The sequence below is a fragment of the Polynucleobacter sp. 80A-SIGWE genome, assembly GCF_018882295.1.
Lineage (GTDB): Bacteria > Pseudomonadota > Gammaproteobacteria > Burkholderiales > Burkholderiaceae > Polynucleobacter.
The window spans coordinates 619,102-644,463 of record NZ_JACVOR010000002.1 but is presented as its reverse complement, the minus strand read 5'-3'; the positions used below and the strand labels follow the sequence as shown (position 1 = coordinate 644,463).

Sequence of the window (25,362 nt, the reverse complement as noted above, 5' to 3'; positions counted from 1 at the left end):
GCATGAAGTTTTGCTCGCAATGCGCAGCGCCCATTAGCATCAAGATTCCTGCGGATGATTCGCGGGAACGTCATGTTTGTGATTCTTGTGGAAGCATTCATTATTTCAATCCACGTAACGTGGTTGGCAGCATTCCCGTCTTTGGCAAGCAGATTTTATTGTGCCGTCGTGCCATAGAGCCTCGCCATGGTTACTGGACTCTTCCCGCTGGATTTATGGAGCTTGGTGAAAGCACTAGCACGGGTGCAGCGAGAGAAACTCAAGAGGAAGCTGGCGCCATTGTTGAGATCGGCCCACTGTACTCCCTTCTCAATGTGCCACATGCCGAGCAAGTACACCTGTTCTATCTCGCCAAGATGACTTCGCCAGACTTTCAAGCCGGCGAAGAGAGTCTAGAAGTTGCTCTATTCAATGAACAGGATATTCCATGGAGTGAGATTGCCTTTCCAACAGTGAAGCAAACTCTAGAGTGGTTCTTTGCTGATCGTGCCGCAGGGGTATTTGATTCAGGTATTGAGTTTGGTGTTCGCAGCAGAGATATTCTGCCAACAGAAAAAATCTAATCAACGCAAGAACATGAGCAATATCAACTGGCTGGGATCTCAGGATGAATTTCCTAACCCAATTGATTGCGCAGATCCCGACCCAAGTGTTCCTGGCTTAATAGCGGTCAGTGAGCGTATTTATCCAGGGCAGCTAGCTCGCGCCTACCAAATGGGAATATTCCCCTGGTACTCAGATAATCAGCCGGTTTTATGGTGGTCACCCAATCCTCGCATGGTATTAAAGCCTAAGAACTTTAAGTGCCATGACTCGCTGAAGAAAACCATTCGACATTTTTTAACAGATTCGCAAAAAGATATCCGTGTTGATGATGATTTCGGAGCAGTCGTTCGCTCTTGCGCAACCGCCACGAGAAAAGATCAAGATGGCACATGGATCACCCATGAAATCATGGACGCCTATACGCAACTTCATGAACAAGGGCATGCCCATAGTATTGCGGTAACGGAAGATGGACTTCTGATTGGCGGTCTCTATTGCGTTGCATTTGGTGGGATGGTTTTCGGAGAATCCATGTTTAGCCATCAAACCGATGCCTCCAAAATTGCCTTGGCCGCTCTTGCCGCTTGGTGCGAACAACATCAAGTCGAAATGATTGACTGTCAGCAGGAAACTGCTCACCTTGATTCTTTGGGGGCTGCACCAATATCTCGGGATGCATTTTTGACCCATCTGCAAGTTGCATTAAAGCAAACTAATATAGGGATTCCTTGGACATTTGATAAAGCAATTTTGCGTCACTGGCTATGACCCAATTAAAAGAACTTCCTTTAACTGAACTTCAGTTCTACGCGACAGCACCCTATCCTTGTAGCTATCTGCCAGGTAAGACTGCTCGCTCACAGGTGGCTACGCCCTCTCACCTCATCCATGCTGATTTATATGGTGAACTAGTCAATGCAGGTTTTCGTCGCAGCGGTCTATATACCTATCGACCCTATTGCGATGAATGTAATGCCTGCACAGCAACCCGCATCCCAGTAAAACAGTTTTCGCCCAACCGCAGTCAAAAGCGCTCCTGGAAAAAACATGCGGGACTAGATATTCGCGTTCTGAATTTAGGCTACCAAGAGGAGCACTATCAGCTTTATCAAACCTACCAAAGCAATCGCCATTCTGGTGGCGATATGGATCAAGGTAGTGAAGATAGCCAAGATCAGTACATGCAATTTCTATTACAAAGCCGAGTGAACTCGAGAATCGTTGAATTTCGTGATGGTCCGCATGACCCTCATCCAGGGCGCCTTCGAATGGTGAGCATGATTGATGTCTTGGATCAGGGCATCTCATCTGTGTACACCTTCTTTGATACCAGCAATACCTCTTCCAGTTATGGGAGCTTTAGCATTCTGTGGCAGATTCAGCAGGCCCTAGAATTGGATCTGCCCTATCTATATCTCGGCTACTACATCGAGAATAGTGAAAAAATGTCCTATAAGGCCAAGTTCCAGCCTATCGAAGGATTAATGGATGATCATTGGCAATCCATCATTGGGCCATAATATCTACCCATGATCGATAGTTACCCTCTTCTCCGCCCTTGGCTATTTTCTTTAGACCCAGAGCAAGCGCACAACCTGACCCTAAGCAATCTTGATCGCGCGCAGCGCTGGGGCTTATTGCGTCACCTAGTTGAGCAACCTGCTGCCGATCCCAGAAACTTATGCGGCATTACCTTTCCAAATCCAATTGGGCTTGCCGCCGGACTAGATAAAGATGGCAAACACATTGATGCCCTTGGCTCCTTAGGTTTTGGTTTTTTAGAAATCGGTACAGTCACGCCGAAGCCACAACCCGGTAATCCAAAGCCTCGCATGTTTCGATTACCGCAAGCGCATGCCATCATTAATCGCATGGGGTTTAATAATGATGGTGTCGATGCGTGTGTCAAGCGTGTTCGCAACTCTTCATATTGGCAAAATGGTGGCATCGTTGGTTTAAACATCGGCAAGAACGCAAGCACCCCAATTGAGGATGCTGCTAGCGATTACGTCACGGCCATGGAAGCGGTATATGAAGTTGCTTCATATATCACCGTCAATATCTCCTCCCCCAATACACAGAATTTACGCGCCCTTCAAGGCGAAGAAATGTTGCGCGCTTTACTTGGCTCTCTGCATTTAGCACGAGAAGCACTATGCGATATGCATGGTGTTCGCAAACCGCTCTTTTTAAAGATTGCACCAGACCTAGATCAAAATGACATCAAACTGATCGCCGATCTCTTACTTGAATTTAAGATTGATGCAATCATCGCAACAAATACAACGATTGCCCGTGAAGCAGTGCAAGATCTTCAATATGGTCAAGAAGCTGGTGGCTTGTCTGGCGCTCCAGTTCGTATTGCCTCTACTGAAGTTGTTAAGAGTCTGAAGCAGTATTTAGGAGATGCCATTCCAATTATTGGCGTTGGCGGCATCCTGTCGGGCAAAGATGCAGAGGAAAAAATAGAGGCTGGTGCCAGCCTAGTGCAAGTCTATAGTGGCCTAATCTATCGTGGCCCAAAACTGATTGCTGAGTGCGCAACTGCATTAAGGAAATAACTTAGCAGACCCCAAACCCGCATTTTGGTATTGCAATGGCGTTTCATATTGTGCAATTTTGCTAAAAATCGCTACAATTGACAGCATGACAACGAGCAAACCCGAAAAAGTAGCAAAAGTACCTGGCGAGGCTGGCAAAACAGCTATCCAGGTAGTTGAGCGCATGATGAACCTGCTCGATGCCCTAGCAACACACGAAGAGTCTAGCAGCCTTAAAAATCTCGCTGAGGAGACCGATTTACACCCCTCTACAGCCCACCGCATCCTAAATGACCTGGTTGCCTGCCGCCTAGTAGAGCGTGGCGATGGCGGCACCTATCGCCTTGGCCTGAAGTTACTCGAGCTTGGAAATTTGGTTAAGGCGCGTCTTTCAGTTCGTGAGGCAGCTCAAGCACCAATGCGAGCCCTGCATAAACTCACTGGCGAGACTATCAACCTTTCAGTACGCCAAGGTGATGAAATCGTTTACATTGATCGTGCGTATAGCGAGCGCTCCGGCATGCAAGTAGTTCGCGCTATTGGTGGTCGTGCACCACTTCACCTCACATCGGTTGGAAAATTGTTTTTGGCAAGTGATGACCCAAGCCAAGTTCGAGCCTATGTCACCCGCACTGGTTTAGCTGGGCATACAAGAAATAGCATTACTGAATTAGCAAAATTGGATTCAGAACTCAATCAAGTGCGTAAATTAGGTCACGCTCGCGATAACGAAGAATTGGAACTCGGCGTGAGCTGTGTTGCTGCTGAGATTTTTGATGACAGCGGTAAGTTGGTGGCAGGACTGTCATTAAGCTCCCCAACGGATCGCATTCAAGCGGATTGGTTGAAGCTCTTACAAGATACGGCTTTGCAGATTTCTAAGGGTATGGGTTACAAACCCAAGGTCAACGACTCAAACTCCTAAAACTGAATTTCGTTCGCGAATGTGATTCTTACATTAAGCGACGAATTGCATGCGGCTCGCCAGAAGGCATACGCTCATACCAATCGCGCACCCTAACAGCATCAGCAAAGCGTGACTGAGTACCAACGGAGTCCAAGAAAACAAGCAATAACGGCGTGTTGTTTACTCTAGCTTGCATCACCAAGCACTTGCCAGCCGCATTAATAAAACCTGTTTTTTGCAGACCGATATTCATATCACCAGCCCGCACTAAACGATTGGTATTTAGGAACTTCTGTGGACGTTTTGCAATCACCATAGTTAAATCAGGCCAAGTCGAAAACTCGCGAATCATTTTGTATTGATAAGCAGCACTCAACATACGCGTGAGATCTTCAGCAGATGCTACGTTCTCACTCATTAGCCCTGTTGGGTCTGCAAAATGAGAATGCGTCATGCCAATCTCTTTTGCCTTACGATTCATAGCATCTACAAATGCTGGAATACCACCTGGGTAATTTCTACCAAGAGTATATGCGGCGCGGTTCTCAGAGGACATTAATGCTAACAACAAGGCTTCTTCGCGCGTTAAGACTGTACCGCCCGCAAGACGTGAAGTTCGATAGATATGAACATCATCCGCATTAATGACAATAGTTTCATCAAGAGGTAATTTGGAGTCGAGAACCACCATTGCAGTCATTAACTTGGTGATGGAGGCAATCGGAAGACTTACAGATGGATTTTTTTCAAAATAGACTTCTTTGGTATCTTGATTAACCACCATTGCCACACTGGACTTGAGGCTGAGGTCATCATGCTGTCCACGCAATCCCAATGCAGTCGCAAATGAAGGTCTAGCCTCTACAACTGCATCGTTGGATCGGGTGACTGTAGTGCGAACGGCTTTAGATTTCTTGGAAGATTTAGCAACTTTCTTTATCTCTACCTTGGTAGTTGCCTTCGTTGATGACTTAGATGTCTTCGCTGTTTGAGTATCCTTATTGGCTGCATTCACCTGAAAAGAAGCGGCTACGCCAAATGACATTAATACAGCTAGAGCGATGAGCCTAAATCGATTCAAATGCATCCCCAAATACCTTCCAAAACTTTTAACATACCGAATGATAAATAACTTTTGCTTCTGTGCAGCAATTATTGCCCACATATGCGGTAAAAATACTTGCCTACAGCACAGCCTTACTCTGCAATCGTTGCAACAGCGCTAGTTTGTCCGCGATTCACCAGGACAACGCCAGTCATAGTCAGCAATAAGCCCCCTGCCATCATTAAAGTGAATGGCTCATCAAATAGGAACCACGCCATTACTGCAGTAGTTGGGGGCGTCAAATACAAGAGGCTCGTTACCTTGGTTGCCGCCCCTTTGCGAATCATCATAAAGAGCAAGCTAATCGATCCAATGGAGAGTGGGAAAATTGCCCAGAGTAATGCGCCAACAACAGAAGCATTCCACACCATGACACCAGATTCAAAGTAATACATGCAAATAAAGCAGAGAACAGCAGATACGCCAAACTGAATAGATGAACCGGCGCGAAGATCGAATACTGGGCAGAATTTCTTCTGATAGAGGGTGCCAAACGTTATTGAAAGCAAAGCTGCAAACGCGAGGACATAGCTAAACAACGGAATATGGGCAAAACCAATTTTTTCCGCCACCACTAAAGCCACACCAGCAAAACCAAAGCCTAGGCCAATCCACTGTCTACCAGTCACTCTTTCAGAAACCCAGGCCGCAAACCAAGCTGTCAAAATCGGCTGAAGGCCAACGATGATGGCTACTAGGCCAGCCGTCATTCCCAAACGCACAGCGAACCACACGCCCAATAGGTATCCAAACTGTAGCAACATCCCAGCAACTGCAATATGCTTCATTTGAGACCAGCTAGGCCAAGTGATTCTCCACACCAGACTAAGACAAGCCATAGCCATTAATACGCCTGCAAAACGCCAAAATAGGAAGGTGGCTGGCTCTACGTAAGGCATAGCTAAACGTGCAATCACAAAGCCTGTACTCCAGATAACTACAAATAGCGGTGCAATTAGGCTGTCTAGCTTCAATTTCATGGATAACTTATTGAAAATGTGGAGTTTTTTATGTAATTACTGATTTTAGGCTTTTTTATATCCTCACATCCCGTTTCTCAGCATCTCACTTAATATGTTGCACCGCACCATTATTACTGTAAAATGGTGCGTAATTAAATTGACAGGCTCAAGATAAAGCTCATAGTGAGTAAAGAGATAAAGTCCACAAGAAAGGGAATGAAATGAACTTAACGCCAGAACAAATAGCAGCAGCGCAAAAAGCAAATTTAGAGACCTTAAGCGGACTAACTAATCAAGCATTGCAAAGCATAGAGAAATTGGTAGAACTGAATATGCATATTGCCAAGCAAACTCTAGGCGATAGTATGAGCAGCGCTAAAAAAGCCTTGGAAGTAAAAGATATTCAACAACTCCTCGCACATCAAGCAGAAGCTGTGCAGCCAATGGCTGAGAAAATCATGGCCTATAGTCGCCATCTTTATGATTTAGCCCACGAGACACAAGCAAACTTTACAAGTTCTGCTGAAAAAGAGATGCAAGCGGGCCACAAAAAAATTAATGCACTAGTTGAAGACTGGACTAAGAATGCGCCAGCAGGATCAGATGCCGCAGTAAATGCGATTAAACAAGCCATCGCTTCTGCTACCAACGTTTTTGAAACAAGCCAAAAAGCAGTAAAGCATGCGGTTGAAGTTGCTCAAACAAACTTAAGCAATGCTACCAGCACAGTTGAAAAGACAATCAAAACAAATAGCAAGCCTGCGACTAAAACTAGCAAGAAAAAGTAATTCTTGTTGCAATAGCAGCAGCATTAAAAAAGCCCCGATCTCTCGGGGCTTTTTCTTATCAAACAAACTAGTCAAGATACGTTGATTAATGAGCCTTCTTTTTAACCGGCGGTAAATCAGTACAGTGACCGTGAGCAGCCTCAGCAGCCAAGCCAACTGACTCGCCCAAGGTGGGATGCGGATGAATTGTTTTACCAATATCTACAGCATCAGCACCCATCTCAATAGCAAGACACACTTCACCAATTAAATCACCGGCATGAGTGCCTACGATTCCACCACCAATAATGCGCTTCGTTGTGGCATCAAAAATAAGCTTCGTGAAACCTTCATCACGTCCGTTAGCAATCGCCCTACCACTAGCAGCCCAAGGGAATAAGCCCTTCTCATAAGCAATACCTTTGGCTTTACATTGTTCTTCAGTCAAGCCAGCCCAAGCTACTTCAGGATCGGTATAGGCTACAGATGGAATCTGCTTAGCATCAAAGTAGGATTTTTCACCAGCAGCAACATCAGCTGCAACGTGTCCTTCATGCACTGCCTTATGAGCAAGCATAGGTTGACCAACGATATCGCCAATAGCAAAAATGTTGTTTACATTAGTGCGCATTTGATTATCTACTGGGATAAATCCCCGCTCATCCACGATCACTCCTGCAGCAGTTGCATCAATCTTTTTGCCATTAGGTGTGCGCCCTACTGCAACCAATACTAGGTCGTATGTCTGCGGCTCCGAAGGAGCGCTCTCACCCTCAAAGCTCACTTGAATACCATCGGCCTTAACTTCAGCCTTAGAGGCGCGAGTCTTGAGCATGATCTTTTCAAAACGGCCGGCGTTAAATTTCTCCCAAACCTTTTCTAAATCGCGATCTGCACCAGCCATCAGGCCATCCATCATTTCAGCGATATCAATGCGTGAACCCAGGGTGCTGTAGACAGTAGCCATCTCCAAACCAATAATGCCGCCACCAATAACTAACATGCGCTTTGGAATGCTCTTGAGCAATAAAGCACCTGTGCTATCAACAATGCGCGGATCTTCTGGCAAGAACGGTAGCTTTACTGGCTGACTTCCAGCAGCAATAATTGCTTTCTGAAAACGAATCACTTCCTTGTTCCCAGCCAAATCTTGGCCATCACCCTTGGTTAACTCAACCTCGACGTGATTTGCATCTAAGAAACGGCCGAGGCCACGAACAACAGTCACCTTACGTGCTTTGGCCATGCCAGCCAATCCACCGGTCAACTTGGCAATAACAGAATCTTTGTAACCACGTAGTTGATCAATTTCAATTTTTGGAGCGCCATAACTAATGCCATGTTTAGACATTGTCTTCACTTCATCCATCACGGAGGTCGTATGAAGCAGTGCTTTTGATGGGATGCAACCCACGTTTAAGCACACACCACCCAAAGTGGAGTAACGCTCTACCAAGATGGTGCTCATGCCCAAGTCCGCACTTCGGAATGCAGCGCTATAGCCGCCTGGGCCAGCACCTAAGACAAGCACTTCACACTCATGATCAACCTTACCGCTATATTGACCAGCGATAGGAGCGCTGATCACAGGAGCGGCTACTGGAGCAGGCGCAGGGGATGGGCTTGCTGCAGGTGTAGAAGCTTGAGGCGCTGCTGCTGCCCCCACTTCAATTTCTGCAACCGCACTACCCTTGCTAACCTTGTCACCAGCCTTAACGGAAATACTCAGAATAGTTCCGGCAGCATCAGCCGGAACTTCCATCGTAGCTTTATCAGATTCCAGCACAAGTAAGGGCTGCTCTTTTTCAATAACATCGCCTACCTTGATGAGCACTTCAATAACTGGCACATCTGAATAATCACCAATATCTGGTACGAGAATAATTTGCTTAGCCATATCTTCTCCTTATAACGCTGCGCGACGGAAGTCGGACATCAGCTGAGCGATATAGACATTGAAGCGTGTTGCTAAAGCACCATCAATTACACGATGATCAGCGCTCAATGACAATGGGCAAATTAAGCGAGGGACAAATTGCTTGCCATCCCAAACAGGCTTCATAGCAGCTTTGCTTACACCCAAGATTGCGACCTCGGGTGCATTCACGATTGGTGAGAAATACGTACCGCCAATACCACCCAGAGAGGAAATAGTGAAACTAGCACCTTGCATTTGATCTGGCTTTAATTTTCCATCCCGTGCAAGCGCAGCTAATTCGGAGGTTTCGCGAGCAAGCTCAAAAATACCTTTTTTATCTGCATCACGAATGACTGGTACCACTAAACCATTTGGCGTATCTGCGGCAAATGCGATATTGAAATACTTCTTCAATACCAAGTCATCACCGTCAATAGAGCTATTGAACTCAGGGTACTTCTTAAGAGCAGCCACAGCCGCCTTCATCAAGAAAGCCAACATGGTGATTTTGAGGCCCTGCTTTTCATTCTCTTTATTGGTGAGAACTCTAAATGCCTCGAGATCGGTAATATCGGCATCTTCGTGATAAGTCACCGCAGGAATCATGACCCAGTTGCGGCCTAGGTTTGCTGCAGTCAACTTCTTAATACGATTGAGTGGCTGACGCTCAGTCTCTCCAAATTTAGAGAAATCTACTTTAGGCCAAGGAATGAGATTCAATCCACCCAAGCTTCCGCCCGATGCATTTGATGCGCTACCAGCCCCACCACTCATTGCCGCTTTTACAAAAGCCTGCACGTCTTCCTGAGTAATTCTGCCTTTTGGTCCGGAGCCTTTGACTTGGTGAACAGCAACGCCAAGTTCACGAGCAAATTTACGTACTGAAGGGCTTGCATGACTTGCTGTTGGATCAACTTCAACCGGTGTATTACTAACAGGGGGTGGTGCAGGTGCACGCACGATTGGAGGCTCCACTTTAGGAGCTGGGGCTGCTTCAGCTTTTACTGCCGCGGGAGCTGCTGTAGTTTGTGCAGCTGCTGGAGCAGCCGCCTCACCACTTTCTTCAAGCACTAAAACAATAGCGCCTTCCGAAATCGAGTCACCCACTTTAACTTTGACCTCTTTCACCACACCGGAGTGTGATGATGGAACGTCCATAGTTGCCTTATCTGATTCCAGAACAACAATAGACTGCTCTTTTTCAACGCGATCACCGGCTTTTACCAATACTTCGATGACAGGCACATCTGTGTAATCCCCAATATCTGGGACTTTAATATCAATTAGTTGGCTCATAGTATCTGTCTCTGATCAAACCATCATTGGGTTTGGTTTAGTGATATCGATTTCATATTTCTTAATCGCCTCGGCTAGTTTTTGACGATCAAGCTGACCAGCATCCACTAATGAACGTAGCGCTGTTAATACAACCCAGCGACGATCCACCTCAAAGAAATCGCGTAATTTTTCACGGGTATCGGAGCGACCAAAGCCATCGGTGCCCAATACTTCGAAACGACGACCCATATGCTGAATTGCAGGACGGATTTGCTCTGCAAATAATCGTACATAGTCAGTAGCGGCAATAATTGGGCCAGCAGTATCTTTAAGGCACTTCTCTACATGGGATAAAGCAGGTGCAGCTGTTGGATTGAGAAGATTATTGCGGTGAACTGCATTCCAATCTCGACCTAACTCTGTAAAGCTTGGACAACCCCACAAATCAGAAGCAATACCCCAATCTTTATGCAAGATTTCAGCGGCTTCAATGACTTCACGGAAAATTGTTCCTGAACCTAAAAGCTGTACGCGCAATTTCGCATTGGCATCACCAACGGATTTAAGTTTGTACATGCCTTTAATGATGTCATGCTCCGCACCCTTTGGCATTGCTGGGTGAGCATAGTTTTCATTCATCAAAGTGATGTAGTAATACACATCCTCTTGCTCAGCCAACATGCGACGCATACCATCCTGAATCACCACGGCAACTTCAAATGAGAATGAAGGGTCATAGCTAATGCAGTTTGGAATAGCAGCACTCCATACCTGGCTGTGGCCATCCTCATGTTGGAGACCTTCACCATTTAGCGTGGTTCTACCGGCAGTGCCGCCCAATAAGAAACCGCGACTACGCATATCACCTGCAGCCCAGCAGAGATCGCCAATACGCTGGAAACCAAACATGGAGTAGAAGATGTAGAAGGGCAACATCGGCACACCATGAGTTGAGTATGAAGTTGCAGCAGCGATCCAGTCGCACATACCACCCGCTTCATTAATACCTTCTTGCAAAATCTGACCAGTCTTGTCCTCTTTATAGAACATCAGTTGATCATGATCTTCTGGGGTATATAGCTGACCCAGTTGATTCCAGATACCTAGCTGGCGGAACATGCCTTCCATACCAAAGGTACGTGACTCATCCGGAACAATTGGAACCACCCTCTTACCTAAAACCTTATCGCGCACAATCGTATTGAGGATGCGAACGAAAGCCATTGTTGTAGAGATCTCGCGACCCTCTGAAGTTGCCTCCAATAATGGCGCGAATACATCGAGAGCAGGAACTGGCAAGCTCTCCGCTTTCATACGGCGCTGTGGCAAATATCCACCCAACTCTTGACGACGCGCTTTCATGTACTCAAGCTCAGCACTACCCTCAGCAAACTTCACCAAAGGCATTTCATCGAGTTGTTCATCTTTAACTGGGATCTCAAAACGATCACGGAAGCGACGCACGTCATCCGCATTCATCTTCTTAGCTTGGTGGGCAATATTCATCGCCTCACCTGAACCACCCATACCGTAACCCTTAATAGTGTGGGCCAAAATAACTGTAGGCTGATTCTTGTGATTTACAGCTGAATGGAAGGCAGCAAATACTTTATGTGGATCATGACCGCCACGATTGAGCTGCCAGATTTCCTCGTCGCTCCAGTCGCTCACTAAAGACTTTAGTTCGGGAGTGTTGAAGACGGTTTCACGTACATATGCGCCGTTCTTGGCTTTCATGGTTTGGTATTCACCGTCCACGATTGCACCGAGACGCTGCATCAAGATGCCTTTTTTGTCACGCGCGAACAAAGCGTCCCAATGACCACCCCAAACAACCTTAATAACATTCCAACCAGCGCCGCGGAACTCCCCTTCGAGCTCCTGAATGATCTTGCCATTACCGCGCACGGGACCATCAAGACGTTGCAAGTTACAGTTCACAACAAAAATGAGGTTATCTAATTTTTCACGGCCAGCCATACCAATAGCGCCAAGTGATTCTGGCTCATCGGTCTCACCGTCGCCGAGGAAGGCCCAAACTTTGCGACCTTCTGCTTTAATAAATCCGCGGTCCTGCATGTAGCGCATAAATCGCGCTTGATAAATAGCCATGATTGGGCCAAGGCCCATAGACACGGTTGGGAATTGCCAGAAATCTGGCATCAACCAAGGATGCGGATAACTAGAGATGCCCTTACCGCCAACTTCTTGACGGAAGTTATTTAACTGCTCGTCTGACAAACGACCAAGCATGTAGGCACGAGCGTACACACCAGGTGCAGAATGTCCCTGAACAAAGATCAGGTCGCCACCATGCTCAGGCGATGGTGCATGCCAGAAATGGTTAAAGCCTACGTCGTACAAAGTAGCCGCAGACTGGAAGGAAGAAATATGTCCACCTACGTTGGTATCTTTGTTGGCGCGCAGGACCATAGCCATTGCATTCCAACGTGTATAGGATCGAATACGATGCTCAACGTTTTGATCACCAGGTAAGCGCGCTTGCTGCTCCACTGGAATCGTATTGATGTAAGGAGTTTCAGCATGAAATGGCTGGTTAACTCCATTGACTCGCGCATGGGAAATTTGCTGGTCAATAAGATATGCAGCACGCTCAGGACCCTCATTCCGAATAACGCCATCTAGCGCCTGTAACCACTCTTGGGTTTCACCTGGATCCGCGTCTTGCTTACCTGCGCTACCCAAAATTTGATCTGGAACTGCTGCCATAAACTGCCTCCATTATTCACATCGGTCTTATTTATTCACTCTATAGGCAATATTCTAGGAAGGTCTATGGGTGTAAACAAGCAATTTTCCACATAATGATAGTATTTCTCACTATGTGGTATTTTGTTGCATCGCAATCAAATGTATGAATCCGACCTAATTGCTTGGAGAAAGCTGCCCATAAGGCAAAATAAGCGGATTACATGAAAAAAATCGCATTTTCAATCTGGCAACTAAAGCCTGTGAAATGGCTCCGTCGAATACGGGGTTTTAAGCTTGTCTACACACCATTAATAGCAATTGTTCTATTTACCGTAGTAATGGGTGTGATTATGGGCACCCTGCAACTTCAGGAAAAGAGCCAGCAAGAGGCGGCACTATTTAGAGAGCTGTCTTTTGCCAAGCAACGGATCCAATTACGCTTTGCAAATAACACTGATGTACTGCAATCAATTGGCCGGGATTCTGCTGGAGCCGGAGATTCTGCAAAATTAAAAGAAAACGTCATTATTCAGGCTGAAAATCTTCTCCAAAGTAACCATGAAATTGCGCAGATCGTTTGGATTAACGAAGCAAGTGAACGAAAGTGGAGAATTCCACCGGATAACTTAAAAACTGATTGGTTTAATAAAGTTAATAATGCGGGCGTTATTAATCAAGCCCTGAAAAAAACACTAGAACTTAGCGCCGCTACTAATAGACCAGCATTTAGTCAGTTCATTACGCTTGAAGTACCAAGTGATGAATTAATCTCAAAAGAAATTCGAAATGTGTTTTGGCAAACGGTGCCTCAAATTTCAGGCAATGAAATTAAAGGTATGGTTGCCGTCTTATACACAACCCAGGGTTTACTGGAGATGATTCCTGGGGAGCTAAAAGGCCAATATCGATTTACCTTGATCACCGATGACGATAAGGTCTTAGCAATTTCATCTGACAAAAATACGCCCAAGCGAGCATTTAGCAATCAAACCAGTCTGGACATAGGAGTACTCAGCCCAAATCTCAGTTTGCGTATTGATACCTATCCACCAGCTACGAACCTGACATTCAGAATGTTGATCGGCGTAGTGCTAGGTTTAAGTGCCTTCGTTATCTGGAGTCTGTGGTCAGTTCTAAAACAGATGCAGGTTCGACAAGAGGCTGAAGCGAATCTTCGTGCGGAAACCAACTTCCGAAGCGCAATGGAAAACTCTACTCCGGTGGGAATTCGTGCGCACGATATGAATAGGATGATCACCTATGTCAATCCGGCCTTTTGCGAGATGACGGGCTGGTCAGCAGAAGAACTGATTGGACTTAGCCCGCCGTTTGCCTTCTGGCCCGAAGGGCAAAAGACTGAGCTCACCGAGAAAATGAACCAAGCTCTCAAGCTGGCGCTAAGTCAAGATAAAAAGCTTGGTATCGAGGGATCAATCCTCCACCGCAATGGCACGATCATTCAAACTCGCACCTTTATCTCACCACTGATTAATGAAAAGGGTAAGCAAACGGGTTGGGTAACTTCATTAATTGATATTTCCGAGCCAAAGAAAATTCGAGAAGAATTAGCAGCTTCCCAAGAGCGTTTCATTACTGTTTTAGAGGGTTTGGATGCCGCAGTATCAGTTGTCTCGAATGAGACTGGTGAATTACTCTTTGCAAATCGCTTTTATCGCGAACGATTTGGCGATAACGCTAAAGGTCATTTTGATTTAGCTGGTAGCGATATGAAACAAAATATCCTGCAGGCTCTTGCTGAGGGTGCACCACCCTCTTCTCTATATCAAGAAACAGAGTCGGAAGAAATTCAATTACTAGATGAATCCAATGGAACATCAAAATGGTATGAGGTTCGCAGACGTTTCGTACCCTGGGTTGATGGACATTTGGCACAATTACTAATTGCTACCGATATTACGATTCGTATCGAAGCAGATGATTTGGCACGCCAACAAGAAGAGCGCATGCAATTTACCAGTCGTTTAACCACGATGGGTGAAATGGCCTCTTCGCTAGCCCACGAGTTAAATCAACCGCTGGCAGCGATCTCCAACTATTGCATGGGTGTAGCGAAACGACTGCAAGGTCACTTGGATCCCGTCATGCAGAAAGATATTCTTCCTGCGCTGGAAAAGGCCTCTGACCAAGCACATAGAGCAGGCACCATCATTCAGCGTATTAAAGGTTTTGTGAAGCGCAGCGAGCCCCAACGCAAATCATGCGATATCAGTGAAATTATTAATGATGCTGTTGGGCTTGTCGAAATCGAGGCACATCGCCATCGACTCAGCATCACTACAGAAATTGCCGAAAATCTCCCAACGGTTGACGTTGATCCAGTCTTAATTCTTCAGGTACTAGTCAACCTTCTCAAAAATTCCCTTGATAGCTTGAGAGAGGTTTATCCCCTTTCCTCGCGCTGGTCAGCACCTCCAGTTCGGATTGCGGCTGATCTGGATACCAGCACCTTCCCCGCCATGCTACGCATTCAGGTGACAGATGCAGGCGCTGGAATAGCCGAAACTGTCATTCAACGCATGTTTGAGCCCTTTTTTAGTACCAAAAACGATGGTATGGGCATGGGGTTGAATATTTGCCGGTCTGTAATTGAGTCCCATCAGGGTCGTCTTTGGGCAAAAAATCACATGGATGCAGAACATACAAAGCTGTCGGGCTGCACCTTTACAATACTATTACCCCTCGAGGCTCCAGGCTCCGAGGGAAAAATTTAATTAATGCGATTTTTTAGATTTATCTGCGAGAGCTAATATGAACATGAGTACTGCTAACAAACCCAATCAAGCTGAAGTGGTTTACGTTGTGGATGACGACGAAGCTGTCCGCGACTCCCTCACCTGGTTGCTGGAAAGCAATGGTTATGTTGTTCGCTGCCATGCTAGCGCAGAACGATTCTTGCAGTCACTGCAAAGCACAGATAAATCCACTATCTCTTGCGCCATCTTAGATGTCCGTATGTCAGGGATGTCTGGCCTTGAATTACAAGAACGTTTAATTAGTGAAAATCTGCCAATGCCAGTTGCTTTCATCACCGGTCATGGTGATGTCTCAATGGCAGTCTCCACCATGAAGCGTGGTGCAGTGGATTTCATTGAAAAACCATTTAAAGAAAATGATCTCTGCGGTTTGGTAGATCGTATGCTTGCTAAAGCACGCATTGATTACTCACAAGCAAGTCAACGCAAGATTACCCAAAGCCTCTTGAGCAAATTGACTGGCCGTGAGCGCCAAGTCCTTGAGCGCATTGTGGCGGGTCGCTTGAATAAACAGATTGCAGATGATCTTGGTATCTCCATTAAAACTGTAGAGGCGCACCGCGCCAACATTATGGAAAAGCTCAACGTGAATACCGTTGCAGACTTGCTCCGCTTAGCGCTCTCAGACCCACAACCCAATTAATTCTCCTATGCCTGCACAGCTACTCGACGGCGTCGCCCTATCTAAAAAATTACGCACTGAGATTGCAGCACGTGGAGCCATCGTCACCGCCAAAGGTGTTAGACCAGGTTTAGCTGTAATTGTTGTTGGTGAAAATCCTGCTAGCCAGGTTTATGTCCGCAACAAAGTTAAGGCTTGCGAAGATGTAGGCTTTCATTCGGTACTCGAGCGCTATTCGGCCGATTTAGGTGAAGAAGAATTACTTGCTCGCATTGCCACACTGAATGCCGATCCTGCCATTCATGGAATCTTGGTTCAACTCCCCCTTCCTGAGCATATTGCGGCCGAACGTGTACTAGAAGCAATTGCCCCAGAAAAAGATGTGGACGGCTTTCACGTAGCTAATGCTGGCGCCCTAATGGTTGGCCAACCTGAATTCAAACCCTGCACGCCGTTTGGCTGCATGAAGATCTTAGAGAGTATTGAATACCCCATTCGCGGCGCACGCGCAGTGATCGTAGGCGCATCCAATATTGTTGGCAAGCCAATGGCAATGCTCTTATTACAAGCGGGTGCTACCGTTACGATTTGCAATAGCAAGACGCGTGACTTAGCGCATCACACTAAGGATGCAGATATTTTGGTGGTTGCCACTGGTAAACCCAAAATGATTACCGGCGATATGGTGAAAAATGGTGCGGTTGTAATTGATGTTGGCATCAATCGTATGCCTGATGGCAAGCTTTGTGGCGACGTAGATTTTGATGCAGCTCAATATGTCGCTGGCTGGATTACCCCTGTGCCAGGCGGTGTAGGTCCGATGACCATCACTATGCTCCTCATGAATACCCTAGAAGCAGCAGAAAAAGCAGCTAAGCCGTCTCACTAGCCCTTCCTATCTTGGCGGCTATTAATGTCTAAATAGCAAAAGTTGGCATCGTCCATTAAGCTATAGGGATGACTACATCAACACCTTTAAAGCCCTCTGCTGAACTCCAAAAGAATCCACTGATTTCATTCGGAAGAGGCATTTGCACCTACTCCGAAGTAAAGCCTTCAGACATTGAGCCTGCAATTGATTTTCTGCTGGCGCAAGCAGAAAAAGCGGTAGCTCATGCAGTCGATCAGAGTACTCCAGCAAGCTGGGATGACTTGCTTGAACCACTTGAGGATGCAACTGAGTCGCTCAGCAGATCGTGGGGAGTCATTTCTCACTTGAATAGTGTGGCAGATACTCCCGAACTTCGAGCAGCCTACGGTGAGATGATGCCCAAGGTAACCGCCTTTTTTTCAAGCCTAGGTCAAAATCTAGCGCTGTATGAAAAGTTTAAAGAACTTAGTCAAAGCCCTAGTTACGCAAAGCTATCTACAGCACAGAAAAAAGTGATAGAAAACTCATTAAGAGATTTTCGTCTTGGCGGTGCAGAGCTGGCTGACTCACAAAAACCCCGCTTTGCGGCGATACAGGATGAGCAAGCGCTATTAGGTAAAGCGTTCTCTGACCATGTTTTGGATGCAACAGATAGCTTTGTACATGTCGTTACAGATGAAACAGATTTAAAGGGTTTGCCAGAAGATGTGATCGCTGCAGCTGCTGATCTTGCCCAGCAGAAGCAGCTTCAAGGCTGGGCATTCTCATTGCATTTCCCATCCTACTATCCAGTGATGCAGTACTCTGAGAACCGGTCATTGCGCCGCCTCATGTATGAAGCCTATGTGACGCGAGCCTCTGAATTAGCCCCTCAATATGCCAAAGGAAAAATGGATTGGGATAATACGCAGAATATGCTCGAGCAACTCAAACTGCGTGATGAAGAAGCAGTCATGCTGGGATTTAAAAATTACGCAGCCTTGAGCTTGGCCCCAAAGATGGCAAATGATATTGAGGAGGTTGATACCTTCCTGACTACCTTCGCACAGAAAGCAAAACCCTTTGCTCTCAAAGATTGGCAAGAGCTCTCTGACTTTGCCAAATCTGAACTCGGTATTGCCGATAGATTAGAACCGTGGGATATTGCTTTTGCATCTGAAAGACTAAAACAAGAGCGCTACTCTTTTTCTGAGAATGCATTAAAGCAATATTTTCCATTACCTAAAGTTTTAGAAGGCTTGTTTGGAGTTATTCAAACATTGTTTGCAGTGAAGATTGAAGCTGCCGCCCTACCAACTTGGCATGCAGACGTTCAGTCCTTCTCGGTTAAAAATGCCGATAACCAGATCGTCGCTTACTTTTACTTAGACCCCTATGCTCGACCCGGTAAGCGTGGTGGCGCCTGGATGGATGATGCACGAGGTCGTCGAGAGCTGCCAAATGGTGAAATTCAAGTTCCAGTAGCGTATTTAGTATGCAACTTTGCGCCGCCAGTAAAGGTGGATGGTGTACTACGACAACCAACAATTACTCATGATGATGTCATTACCCTCTTCCATGAAAGCGGTCACGGATTACATCACCTGTTAACGCAAGTAAGTGCTTTGGGCGTATCCGGTATCAATGGCGTTGAATGGGATGCTGTCGAATTGCCAAGCCAGTTCATGGAAAACTTCTGCTGGGAATGGGAGGTCTTGGAAAAGATGACAGCCCACGCTGAAACGGGCAAGCCACTCCCTAAGGAGTTATTTAACAAAATGCTCGCTGCGAAGAATTTCCAAAATGGTTACATGACACTGCGTCAGGTTGTGATGTCATTAACCGATTGGCGACTACATGCCAGCTTTGATCCTAAAAAAGCACAAGCTCAAGCTGTTCTCGATCTCTCTAGGAGTATTGCAGATCAATTCAATGTCATTCCTCAGCCAGCCCTCTCCCGCTGGATCAATACCTTTAGCCATATTTTTGCGGGTGGCTACGCTGCGGGTTATTACAGCTATAAATGGGCAGAGGTACTTTCTGCCGATGTATATGCCGCCTTTGAAGAGTCTGCAAAGCTAACCGGTAGCGTACTTGATGCAGAAACAGGTAAACGCTACCGAACTGAAATTCTGGAAGTGGGCGGTAGCCGCCCTGCTGCCGAGTCTTTTAAAGCGTTCAGAGGTCGTGAGCCAAGCATCGACGCCCTATTAAGACATGGTGGCTTAGCTTAGCGACTAAGGAGTCTTAGAAGACTTCTTATTTGCACGCTTCTCAAAGAAGGTTTCGATTTCTACATAGAAGATTGGGACCAATGCCACTGCCAGGCAGGTAGAGGCAATCATTCCGCTAAATACCGTAATCCCTAAAGAGATACGCGCTGCTGCACCTGCGCCAGTAGATAGCAGCAATGGCATGACACCCAAAATAAATGCAATGGATGTCATGACGATTGGTCTAAATCGCTCTCTTGAAGCCTCTAGTGCGGCATCCACGAAACTCATGCCTTTATGTCTGCACTCAATGGCGACCTCAACAATCAAAATTGAGTTCTTACAAGAAAGTGCGATCATTAAAACCAGACCGATTTGCACGTAAATATTATTTGCAAGGCCTGTAAGCAATAAAGCCAATACCGTTCCCGATAAGGAGAGTGGCACCGCTGTCAAAACAGCTAGTGGAGCAACCCAGGTTTCATATTGGGCTGCGAGCACCAAATAGACCAACAAGATCGATAGCGCAAAGATTAAGATCACGGTATTTCCAACCAAATCTTCTTGATAAGACATACCAGCCCACTGAAAAGCGACGCCATCCGGCAAATTCTTAGCTACTTGCTCTAGAGCCTTCATTGCCTCCCCAGAACTATAGCCATCCTTTGCAGCGCCTAGAACCGCAGCAGACGGATACAGCTGGAATTGAGATGCAAATGCTGGCCCGGTAGTTTCTTTGACATCAATGAAAGATCCGAGCGGAACCATATTGCCACTCTTATTTTTTACATAAAGACGATTAACTTGCTCTATAGCGCTACGATATTTGCCGTCGGCCTGAACATAGACTTGGTATGTCTGGCCATATTTGAAGAACTGATTGACGTATGAAGATCCCAAGTAGGATTGCAATACATCATAAGCATCACCGATCTCAACGCCAAAAGTTTCCGCCCTACCCACATTAAAACTAAGCTGGAGTTGTGGGACATTATTTTGAAATGGCGTAAAGGCCATCATGATCTCTGGCTGTTTTTGTGCCTCATCAATGAAAGCCTTCGTAGCGGCATCTAACTTAGCAAAATTATTACTGCCATCGGTGAGCATGAGCCTCATCTCAAAACCACCGGATAGACCTAAACCAGGAATGGCTGGCGGCAAGAGCACAAAGGATTTAAGCTCTTGAACCTGCTGAAGCCCTTCATTCATATTGTTATAGATTGTGCGGAGGTCTTCACCTTTGCCCCGCTCCTCCCACTTCTTCATGATGACGTATAAAGCACCCGAATTAGACTGGGAACTGCTGTTGTTCAATAGGTTAATGCCGCCAATCACGACAACCGTTTCAACGCCAGGGACCTTTTTAATTACATCTACCGCTTTTTTAATGCCCTCTTCAGTTCGCTGTAAAGAGGCCGCATCAGGCAAGGTTGTTGAAACCACTAAATAGCCCTGGTCTTCATTTGGGATAAAACCTGATGGGACGAACATTAAGCCAATGAGTGATGACACGATAATCGCAATACCCACCATAGAGGCTTTGGCGCGATTTTTCATTAAACCTTCAATCTTGTGGCCATACCAAGTTGCCAGGCGATTGAAATACAAATCAAATTTTTGATAGAGCTTATTTTTAACTAGATTGGGATCAATCGGTTTTAAGTACTGGGCTGACTGAGTTGGCTTTAAGGTAATCGCATTAATGCCGCTAATTAGAGCGGTTGCTGCGATCACCAAAGCAAACTGGCGATACATCTGTCCGGTGATACCCGCAATAAACGAAGCAGGGATAAACACCGCCATTAAGACTAAGGTAATACCAATGATTGGACCCATCAAAGCAGTCATAGCATCAATCGCACCCTGCTTTGGATCTTCGCCCTCTTCCACCTTCTTTGACACTGCCTCTACCACCACGATCGCATCATCAACCACAATACCGATACATAAAACAATTGCAAATAAGGTGAGCAAGTTAATTGAGAATCCGAGAGCGGCCATACAAGCAAATGCGCCAATAATAGTCACGGGCACTGTGGTTGCAGGAACCAGCGTAGCGCGCCAGTTCTGTAAGAAAATCATAATCACGAGCAAAACTAAGATGCCAGCCTCATAAAGTGTTTTATAAACTTCATGAATGGAAGCCTGAACAAACATCGTGGTATCAAACGGAATAGCCCAAGACACCTCTTTTGGAAGCGTCTTGGCGATACTCTTCATCTCATCTTGAACTGCCTGTGCAGTAGCAATCGCATTGGCTCCAGGCATTTGATAGATCGCAATACCACCAGCAGGACTGTCATTAATCTTGAAGAATTGGCTATAGTTTTGGCTACCCATTTCTATTCTGGCAATGTCTCGCAAGTAAGTAATAGCAGCCTTGCCTCCCGACTTAACTACAATTTTTCCAAACTGTTCGGGAGTGGTCATGGCACTCGTAACATTGAGTGTCAGCTGAAAATCTTGACCCATGGGTGTTGGTGGAGCGCCAATTTGACCAGCAGTGAGCAAGACGTTTTGCTTATTAATGACGGCAATCACATCACTTGGAGTGAGATTGCGCATCTTCAGCTGGGCGGGATCTAGCCAAACTCGCATGCTGTAGTTACCCACACCAAATACATTGGCTGCGGCCACGCCTGGTAAGCGCGCCAAGCGCTGTTGTAGCTTGAGATTTGCGAGATTACTTAAAAATAAGCCGTCATGATCAGGATTGGATGAAGTCAGGGTAACGAACTGCAGAATGGCAGTCGATTGTGTTTTAGTTGTAACGCCCTGCTTTTGTACCGCCTGAGGTAAAGAAGGAAGCGCAATGGCCACCCGGTTTTGTACGTTCACCTGTGCCAAATCAGGATCAGTTCCAACCTTAAACGTAACTGTTAAGGTGTAGTTACCGTCATTGGTGGATGCAGACTCCATGTAGAGCATCCCATCAACACCATTCACCTGAGTTTCAATATTGCTAGCAACCAATTGCTGCACAAGGGTTGCGCTCGCCCCTGGATATCTAGCGGTCACCTGAATAGTAGGTGGAACAATATTGGGGTACTGAGCAATCGGTAGGCTATTAATGGATACCGCCCCAATCAATAGCATGACTAAGGCGATTACATTAGCCAGTACCGGCCGTTCGATAAAAAATTTAGATAGCATGATTATCGAGCTGGCATTGCCTCAAGCGTAACTTCCGTTGGTTTTGCCACTTGATTAATACTCAAGTTAATAAAGCCATTAATAACAACCTTATCGCTAGCAGTTAAACCCTTGCTAATCTCAACATACTTCTCAAAGCGTTGACCTAGGGTAATGTCCTTACGTTGTGCACGCATAGCATCGTCTAAAACAAAGACATAGTCGCCCACTTGATCTGTCATCACAGCAGTCTTGGGCAGCAACAAGGCCTGCCTTGGTTCGCCATATTGCGCCATAACGCGAGCATATAAGCCCGGGATTAACTGATAATTCTCATTCGTAATGATTGCCCGCAATTGCAGGGATCCAGTATCAGTCGAAATCAAATTAGCAGCGTAATCCAATACACCTTCATGGGGATAGCCAAGCTCGCTTTGAAGTCCAACAAAAATAGGCAGAGTATTTACTTCAGACTTACGCTCTACATTTGGATCTTGGATTTTTTGAAACTTCAAAAAGTCTCTCTCATTAATCGAGAAGTAGACATAAATTGGTGAGATTTGCTGAATAGTAGATAACTGAACACCTTTTGTAGTGGCATCTAAATAAGTGCCCACATCCAACAAATGCCTTCCCATCAGGCCATCAAAAGGCGCCCTAATTTCCGTATAACCTAAATTAATCTTGGCAAGAGTGAGATTAGCCTCAGCCTGCTGGTATTGAGATAAGGCTTTATCAACGGCAGCCTGAGAAGTTGCATTTTCCTTAAGCAAGGATTTTTGACGCCCATACTCGCTTTTGGCTTCGTTGTAGATTGCTTGTTTTAACTTTACTTCCTGAATATAGGGATCTTGTTCAATTACAAACAATAGATCACCCTTCTTCACCATAGCTCCGTCAGCAAATCCAATCTTAGTAAGATAGCCCTTAACTCGTGCATCAAGATTGACGGTGAGATATGGGTCTACCAAACCGTCAAAAGTTGCAAAACTACGAATCTCTTGAGAGAGCGGCTGGGCTGTTGTTACTGGAGTCGGGGACCGTTTGACTTCTTTGCCGCAAGATTTCAAACAAATCAATGCGATTAAGGCGATCAAAACGAATATAGATACTCCAATTGTCCGCGGTGAAAGCTTCTTTTTAAGAACAGGGATCTCAACCGTACTTAACTTTGCAAGAAAACCATTCCATTTAGCTAAGAGTGATCCCCATAGCGTCTGAACTTGATGCCATAAAGGCATCAGCAAAATTTTAGTTTTTATTAATAACTCTTTCATGGCGCTGCACTTCCCTGGGTCGGCGGAATAGGTGTATTTACTTTAACTGGTGCTTCATCTTGCGTAGGGTTTGATGGATCTGGAGTGTCTACCAAAATCTTGCTTGCCTTAACCGTTAATGGATCGCCTGTCCTCGTTAGAACTGAACCCCAATCTGTGCGGTCGGTCATGTCAGAAATCATCTGGTCGGGGAGCTTAGGAGGATTCATATCCGCCGTCCAGCCACCACCAAGCGCCTTAAAAGCCCCAACATACCCGATGAGCTCGTTTGATGAAGTTTGGACAAAAGCGTTTTGTACATTTAATAGAGATTGCTGCGCAGTAATTACCGTGGTGTAATCACTCTGCCCTGTCTTATAGCGCTCAAGAGCTAAATCAGCTGCACTTTGTGCTGCAATCACGCCACGGCCTAAATCTTCTTTCGAGCTCTTAGTTGTAGAGATGGTAATCAGCGAATCCTCAACTTCTTTCTGAGCATTCAGGACTTGATTTTGATAGGCCAACAGACTCTGCTGAAAAATAGCATCCTGCACACGGACCTGATCCACGATTGCACCTCGATAAAACAGCGGTAAATACAGTCCAGCAGTAACTCCGGAAGAGCTATTACCCCAACTAAATAAATTAGCAGAGGTTAAATTTCCATAATTGGAGTTGGAGTAGCCAAAAGTTCCGCCCAAAGTAAATGTTGGGAATAGCTGCGCCTTACTTACGCCTATCAAGGCGGATTTAGAGGCAGCATCAAACTCTGCCTGGAGAACATCGGGGCGACGGCGCAATAAATCCCTTGGCATACCAACACCCAATGCTGTTGGCGGCTTGAGAGTTCCATTGGTATTTCCATAAGTCTTTTCGTAATAATCTGGGGGTTCACCCAGCAAGATACTCATGGCATGCTGATTTTTTCTTAAATTAGCGATCAATCCTGGTATCTGCGCCTTAGTCTGCTCATACTGAGATTGCGCCTGACTTAGGTCCAGCATCGAGGTGGCACCATATTTAAAACGAGCCCCTGCAATGCGTAAGCTTTCTTTTTGTAAAGCTAGATTTGTTTTTGCAACAGCAATCAGCTCTTCATAGTTACGAATATTGATATAGGTATTGGCGACATCCGCAGTTAAAGAAACATCAGCTGAGTAGTAAGCAGCAACACCAGATAAATACGAGCTTAATGAGCTTTGAATTCCGCGACGACTCTTTCCCCAGAAGTCCAACTCCCAACTCATTTGAATCAAGGCATTTCTAGACACTAAATTATTGGAGTCATTGATAGCTTCTTGTATTGCGCTATTGCGGTTATTTGCATAGGCGGCACTTAAATTAGCGGAAGGCAATAGTGCAGCATCACTCACTCCAAGCTGAGCTTGCAATTGGTATATCCGAAGTGCAGTTTGTTGCAAAGTCAGATTTTGGGCAGTAGCCTGCTTTAGCAAGGCATTTAGTGTTGGGTCATTAAAGCTCTGCCACCACTCCACAGGATCCAGAATCTTGTTCGAGTTTTCCCCCAAAGACTCTGTAAATTCCGTTTGAGTTGATGATTTATATTGATCCACAGCCTTAACCGGAGGTCTTGCATAATCCGGACCAACCATAATGCATCCAGCCAGCATGCACGTGCTGAGGATGGCAGCTAAACTGGCAATCGAATTTCTAGATATTGGCATTCAAGAGCTTAATTTTCAAAACTGATTGCTTCATTTAAGGATGCTGTTATAGATTCTATTAAGAATAAAGCAAGATACAGAATGCTGTCTTAATG

Annotated in this window: 18 protein-coding genes; 10 read left to right on the top strand and 8 right to left on the bottom strand. The window is 45.8% G+C overall.

The window, feature by feature from the left end:
* Nucleotides 1-2: 2 nt before the first annotated feature.
* The 5 genes from ICN25_RS08045 to ICN25_RS08025 all read left to right on the top strand — a co-directional run bounded on the left by ICN25_RS08045 (nt 3) and on the right by ICN25_RS08025 (nt 4,011).
* Entirely contained in the window at nt 3-563 is a 561-nt protein-coding gene (locus ICN25_RS08045) for an NUDIX hydrolase (protein ID WP_216181181.1), read from the top strand.
* A 13-nt stretch (nt 564-576) separates the two neighbouring features.
* Entirely contained in the window at nt 577-1,314 is a 738-nt protein-coding gene (aat, locus tag ICN25_RS08040; protein WP_216181178.1) for a leucyl/phenylalanyl-tRNA--protein transferase, read from the top strand.
* Entirely contained in the window at nt 1,311-2,066 is a 756-nt protein-coding gene (locus ICN25_RS08035) for an arginyltransferase (RefSeq protein WP_216181173.1), read from the top strand. The genes aat and ICN25_RS08035 overlap by 4 nt, the downstream gene beginning before the upstream one ends.
* 9 nt (nt 2,067-2,075) lie before the next feature.
* Complete coding sequence (locus ICN25_RS08030; RefSeq protein ID WP_216181170.1) at nt 2,076-3,107, top strand: quinone-dependent dihydroorotate dehydrogenase; 1,032 nt, start codon at nt 2,076-2,078, stop codon at nt 3,105-3,107.
* 85 nt (nt 3,108-3,192) lie between these two features.
* Nucleotides 3,193-4,011, top strand: a complete 819-nt coding sequence (locus tag ICN25_RS08025) for an IclR family transcriptional regulator (protein WP_216181167.1) — start codon at nt 3,193-3,195, stop codon at nt 4,009-4,011.
* A 28-nt stretch (nt 4,012-4,039) separates the two neighbouring features.
* Here the strand turns inward: ICN25_RS08025 and ICN25_RS08020 are convergent, their stop codons facing one another.
* Both ICN25_RS08020 and ICN25_RS08015 read right to left on the bottom strand, forming a co-directional pair.
* Nucleotides 4,040-5,080, bottom strand: a complete 1,041-nt coding sequence (locus tag ICN25_RS08020; RefSeq protein ID WP_216181164.1) for a serine hydrolase — start codon at nt 5,078-5,080, stop codon at nt 4,040-4,042.
* Between the two features lie 110 nt (nt 5,081-5,190).
* Entirely contained in the window at nt 5,191-6,078 is an 888-nt protein-coding gene (locus ICN25_RS08015; RefSeq protein ID WP_216181161.1) for a DMT family transporter, read from the bottom strand.
* Nucleotides 6,079-6,281: 203 nt separating this feature from the next.
* On the opposite strand from ICN25_RS08015, the gene ICN25_RS08010 reads away from it, so the two are divergent.
* Nucleotides 6,282-6,848, top strand: coding sequence for a phasin family protein (locus tag ICN25_RS08010; RefSeq protein ID WP_216181158.1), 567 nt, complete (start codon nt 6,282-6,284; stop codon nt 6,846-6,848).
* A gap of 85 nt (nt 6,849-6,933) precedes the next feature.
* Here ICN25_RS08010 and lpdA read toward each other — a convergent pair whose 3' ends face one another.
* The 3 genes from lpdA to aceE are packed head-to-tail and all read right to left on the bottom strand — an operon-like array spanning nt 6,934 to nt 12,753.
* The gene (gene lpdA, locus ICN25_RS08005) at nt 6,934-8,724 is read right to left on the bottom strand and encodes a dihydrolipoyl dehydrogenase (RefSeq protein WP_216181154.1); all 1,791 of its coding nucleotides are present in this window, start codon (nt 8,722-8,724) and stop codon (nt 6,934-6,936) included.
* A gap of 9 nt (nt 8,725-8,733) precedes the next feature.
* Nucleotides 8,734-10,041, bottom strand: a complete 1,308-nt coding sequence (gene aceF / locus ICN25_RS08000) for a dihydrolipoyllysine-residue acetyltransferase (RefSeq protein ID WP_216181138.1) — start codon at nt 10,039-10,041, stop codon at nt 8,734-8,736.
* Nucleotides 10,042-10,056: 15 nt separating this feature from the next.
* Nucleotides 10,057-12,753, bottom strand: a complete 2,697-nt coding sequence (gene aceE, locus ICN25_RS07995) for a pyruvate dehydrogenase (acetyl-transferring), homodimeric type (protein WP_216181135.1) — start codon at nt 12,751-12,753, stop codon at nt 10,057-10,059.
* A 203-nt stretch (nt 12,754-12,956) separates the two neighbouring features.
* Between aceE and ICN25_RS07990 the strand changes: the two genes are divergently transcribed.
* The 4 genes from ICN25_RS07990 (at nt 12,957) to ICN25_RS07975 (ending at nt 19,215) form a co-directional block, all read left to right on the top strand.
* Nucleotides 12,957-15,467, top strand: coding sequence for a PAS domain S-box protein (locus ICN25_RS07990; RefSeq protein ID WP_216181132.1), 2,511 nt, complete (start codon nt 12,957-12,959; stop codon nt 15,465-15,467).
* A 37-nt stretch (nt 15,468-15,504) separates the two neighbouring features.
* The gene (locus ICN25_RS07985) at nt 15,505-16,152 is read left to right on the top strand and encodes a response regulator transcription factor (protein ID WP_216181129.1); all 648 of its coding nucleotides are present in this window, start codon (nt 15,505-15,507) and stop codon (nt 16,150-16,152) included.
* Between the two features lie 7 nt (nt 16,153-16,159).
* Nucleotides 16,160-17,020 (top strand): bifunctional methylenetetrahydrofolate dehydrogenase/methenyltetrahydrofolate cyclohydrolase FolD, encoded by an 861-nt coding sequence (gene folD / locus ICN25_RS07980; RefSeq protein ID WP_216181126.1) that lies wholly within the window; start codon nt 16,160-16,162, stop codon nt 17,018-17,020.
* A gap of 68 nt (nt 17,021-17,088) precedes the next feature.
* Complete coding sequence (locus tag ICN25_RS07975; RefSeq protein WP_216181123.1) at nt 17,089-19,215, top strand: M3 family metallopeptidase; 2,127 nt, start codon at nt 17,089-17,091, stop codon at nt 19,213-19,215.
* Nucleotides 19,216-19,218: 3 nt separating this feature from the next.
* Here the strand turns inward: ICN25_RS07975 and ICN25_RS07970 are convergent, their stop codons facing one another.
* From ICN25_RS07970 to ICN25_RS07960, 3 genes are read right to left on the bottom strand one after another with little or no spacing between them, the layout of a single operon-like run.
* Nucleotides 19,219-22,347 (bottom strand): efflux RND transporter permease subunit, encoded by a 3,129-nt coding sequence (locus ICN25_RS07970; protein WP_216181119.1) that lies wholly within the window; start codon nt 22,345-22,347, stop codon nt 19,219-19,221.
* A gap of 2 nt (nt 22,348-22,349) precedes the next feature.
* Nucleotides 22,350-23,567 carry an efflux RND transporter periplasmic adaptor subunit gene (locus tag ICN25_RS07965; protein WP_216181116.1) on the bottom strand — a complete coding sequence of 406 codons (1,218 nt, stop codon included), beginning with the start codon at nt 23,565-23,567 and terminating at the stop codon, nt 22,350-22,352.
* Between the two features lie 32 nt (nt 23,568-23,599).
* Nucleotides 23,600-25,267: an efflux transporter outer membrane subunit gene (locus ICN25_RS07960; RefSeq protein ID WP_216181113.1), complete on the bottom strand. Its 1,668-nt coding sequence runs from the start codon at nt 25,265-25,267 to the stop codon at nt 23,600-23,602.
* Between the last annotated feature and the right edge of the window lie 95 nt (nt 25,268-25,362).

What these genes read in the sequence shown, in the direction of transcription:
- ICN25_RS08045 (WP_216181181.1), top strand. Translation starts at nt 3, where the DNA reads ATGAAGTTTTGCTCGCAATGCGCAGCGCCCATTAGCATCAAGATTCCT.
- aat (WP_216181178.1), top strand. Translation starts at nt 577, where the DNA reads ATGAGCAATATCAACTGGCTGGGATCTCAGGATGAATTTCCTAACCCA.
- ICN25_RS08035 (WP_216181173.1), top strand. Translation starts at nt 1,311, where the DNA reads ATGACCCAATTAAAAGAACTTCCTTTAACTGAACTTCAGTTCTACGCG.
- ICN25_RS08030 (WP_216181170.1), top strand. Translation starts at nt 2,076, where the DNA reads ATGATCGATAGTTACCCTCTTCTCCGCCCTTGGCTATTTTCTTTAGAC.
- ICN25_RS08025 (WP_216181167.1), top strand. Translation starts at nt 3,193, where the DNA reads ATGACAACGAGCAAACCCGAAAAAGTAGCAAAAGTACCTGGCGAGGCT.
- ICN25_RS08020 (WP_216181164.1), bottom strand. Translation starts at nt 5,080, where the DNA reads ATGCATTTGAATCGATTTAGGCTCATCGCTCTAGCTGTATTAATGTCA.
- ICN25_RS08015 (WP_216181161.1), bottom strand. Translation starts at nt 6,078, where the DNA reads ATGAAATTGAAGCTAGACAGCCTAATTGCACCGCTATTTGTAGTTATC.
- ICN25_RS08010 (WP_216181158.1), top strand. Translation starts at nt 6,282, where the DNA reads ATGAACTTAACGCCAGAACAAATAGCAGCAGCGCAAAAAGCAAATTTA.
- lpdA (WP_216181154.1), bottom strand. Translation starts at nt 8,724, where the DNA reads ATGGCTAAGCAAATTATTCTCGTACCAGATATTGGTGATTATTCAGAT.
- aceF (WP_216181138.1), bottom strand. Translation starts at nt 10,041, where the DNA reads ATGAGCCAACTAATTGATATTAAAGTCCCAGATATTGGGGATTACACA.
- aceE (WP_216181135.1), bottom strand. Translation starts at nt 12,753, where the DNA reads ATGGCAGCAGTTCCAGATCAAATTTTGGGTAGCGCAGGTAAGCAAGAC.
- ICN25_RS07990 (WP_216181132.1), top strand. Translation starts at nt 12,957, where the DNA reads ATGAAAAAAATCGCATTTTCAATCTGGCAACTAAAGCCTGTGAAATGG.
- ICN25_RS07985 (WP_216181129.1), top strand. Translation starts at nt 15,505, where the DNA reads ATGAACATGAGTACTGCTAACAAACCCAATCAAGCTGAAGTGGTTTAC.
- folD (WP_216181126.1), top strand. Translation starts at nt 16,160, where the DNA reads ATGCCTGCACAGCTACTCGACGGCGTCGCCCTATCTAAAAAATTACGC.
- ICN25_RS07975 (WP_216181123.1), top strand. Translation starts at nt 17,089, where the DNA reads ATGACTACATCAACACCTTTAAAGCCCTCTGCTGAACTCCAAAAGAAT.
- ICN25_RS07970 (WP_216181119.1), bottom strand. Translation starts at nt 22,347, where the DNA reads ATGCTATCTAAATTTTTTATCGAACGGCCGGTACTGGCTAATGTAATC.
- ICN25_RS07965 (WP_216181116.1), bottom strand. Translation starts at nt 23,567, where the DNA reads ATGCCTTTATGGCATCAAGTTCAGACGCTATGGGGATCACTCTTAGCT.
- ICN25_RS07960 (WP_216181113.1), bottom strand. Translation starts at nt 25,267, where the DNA reads ATGCCAATATCTAGAAATTCGATTGCCAGTTTAGCTGCCATCCTCAGC.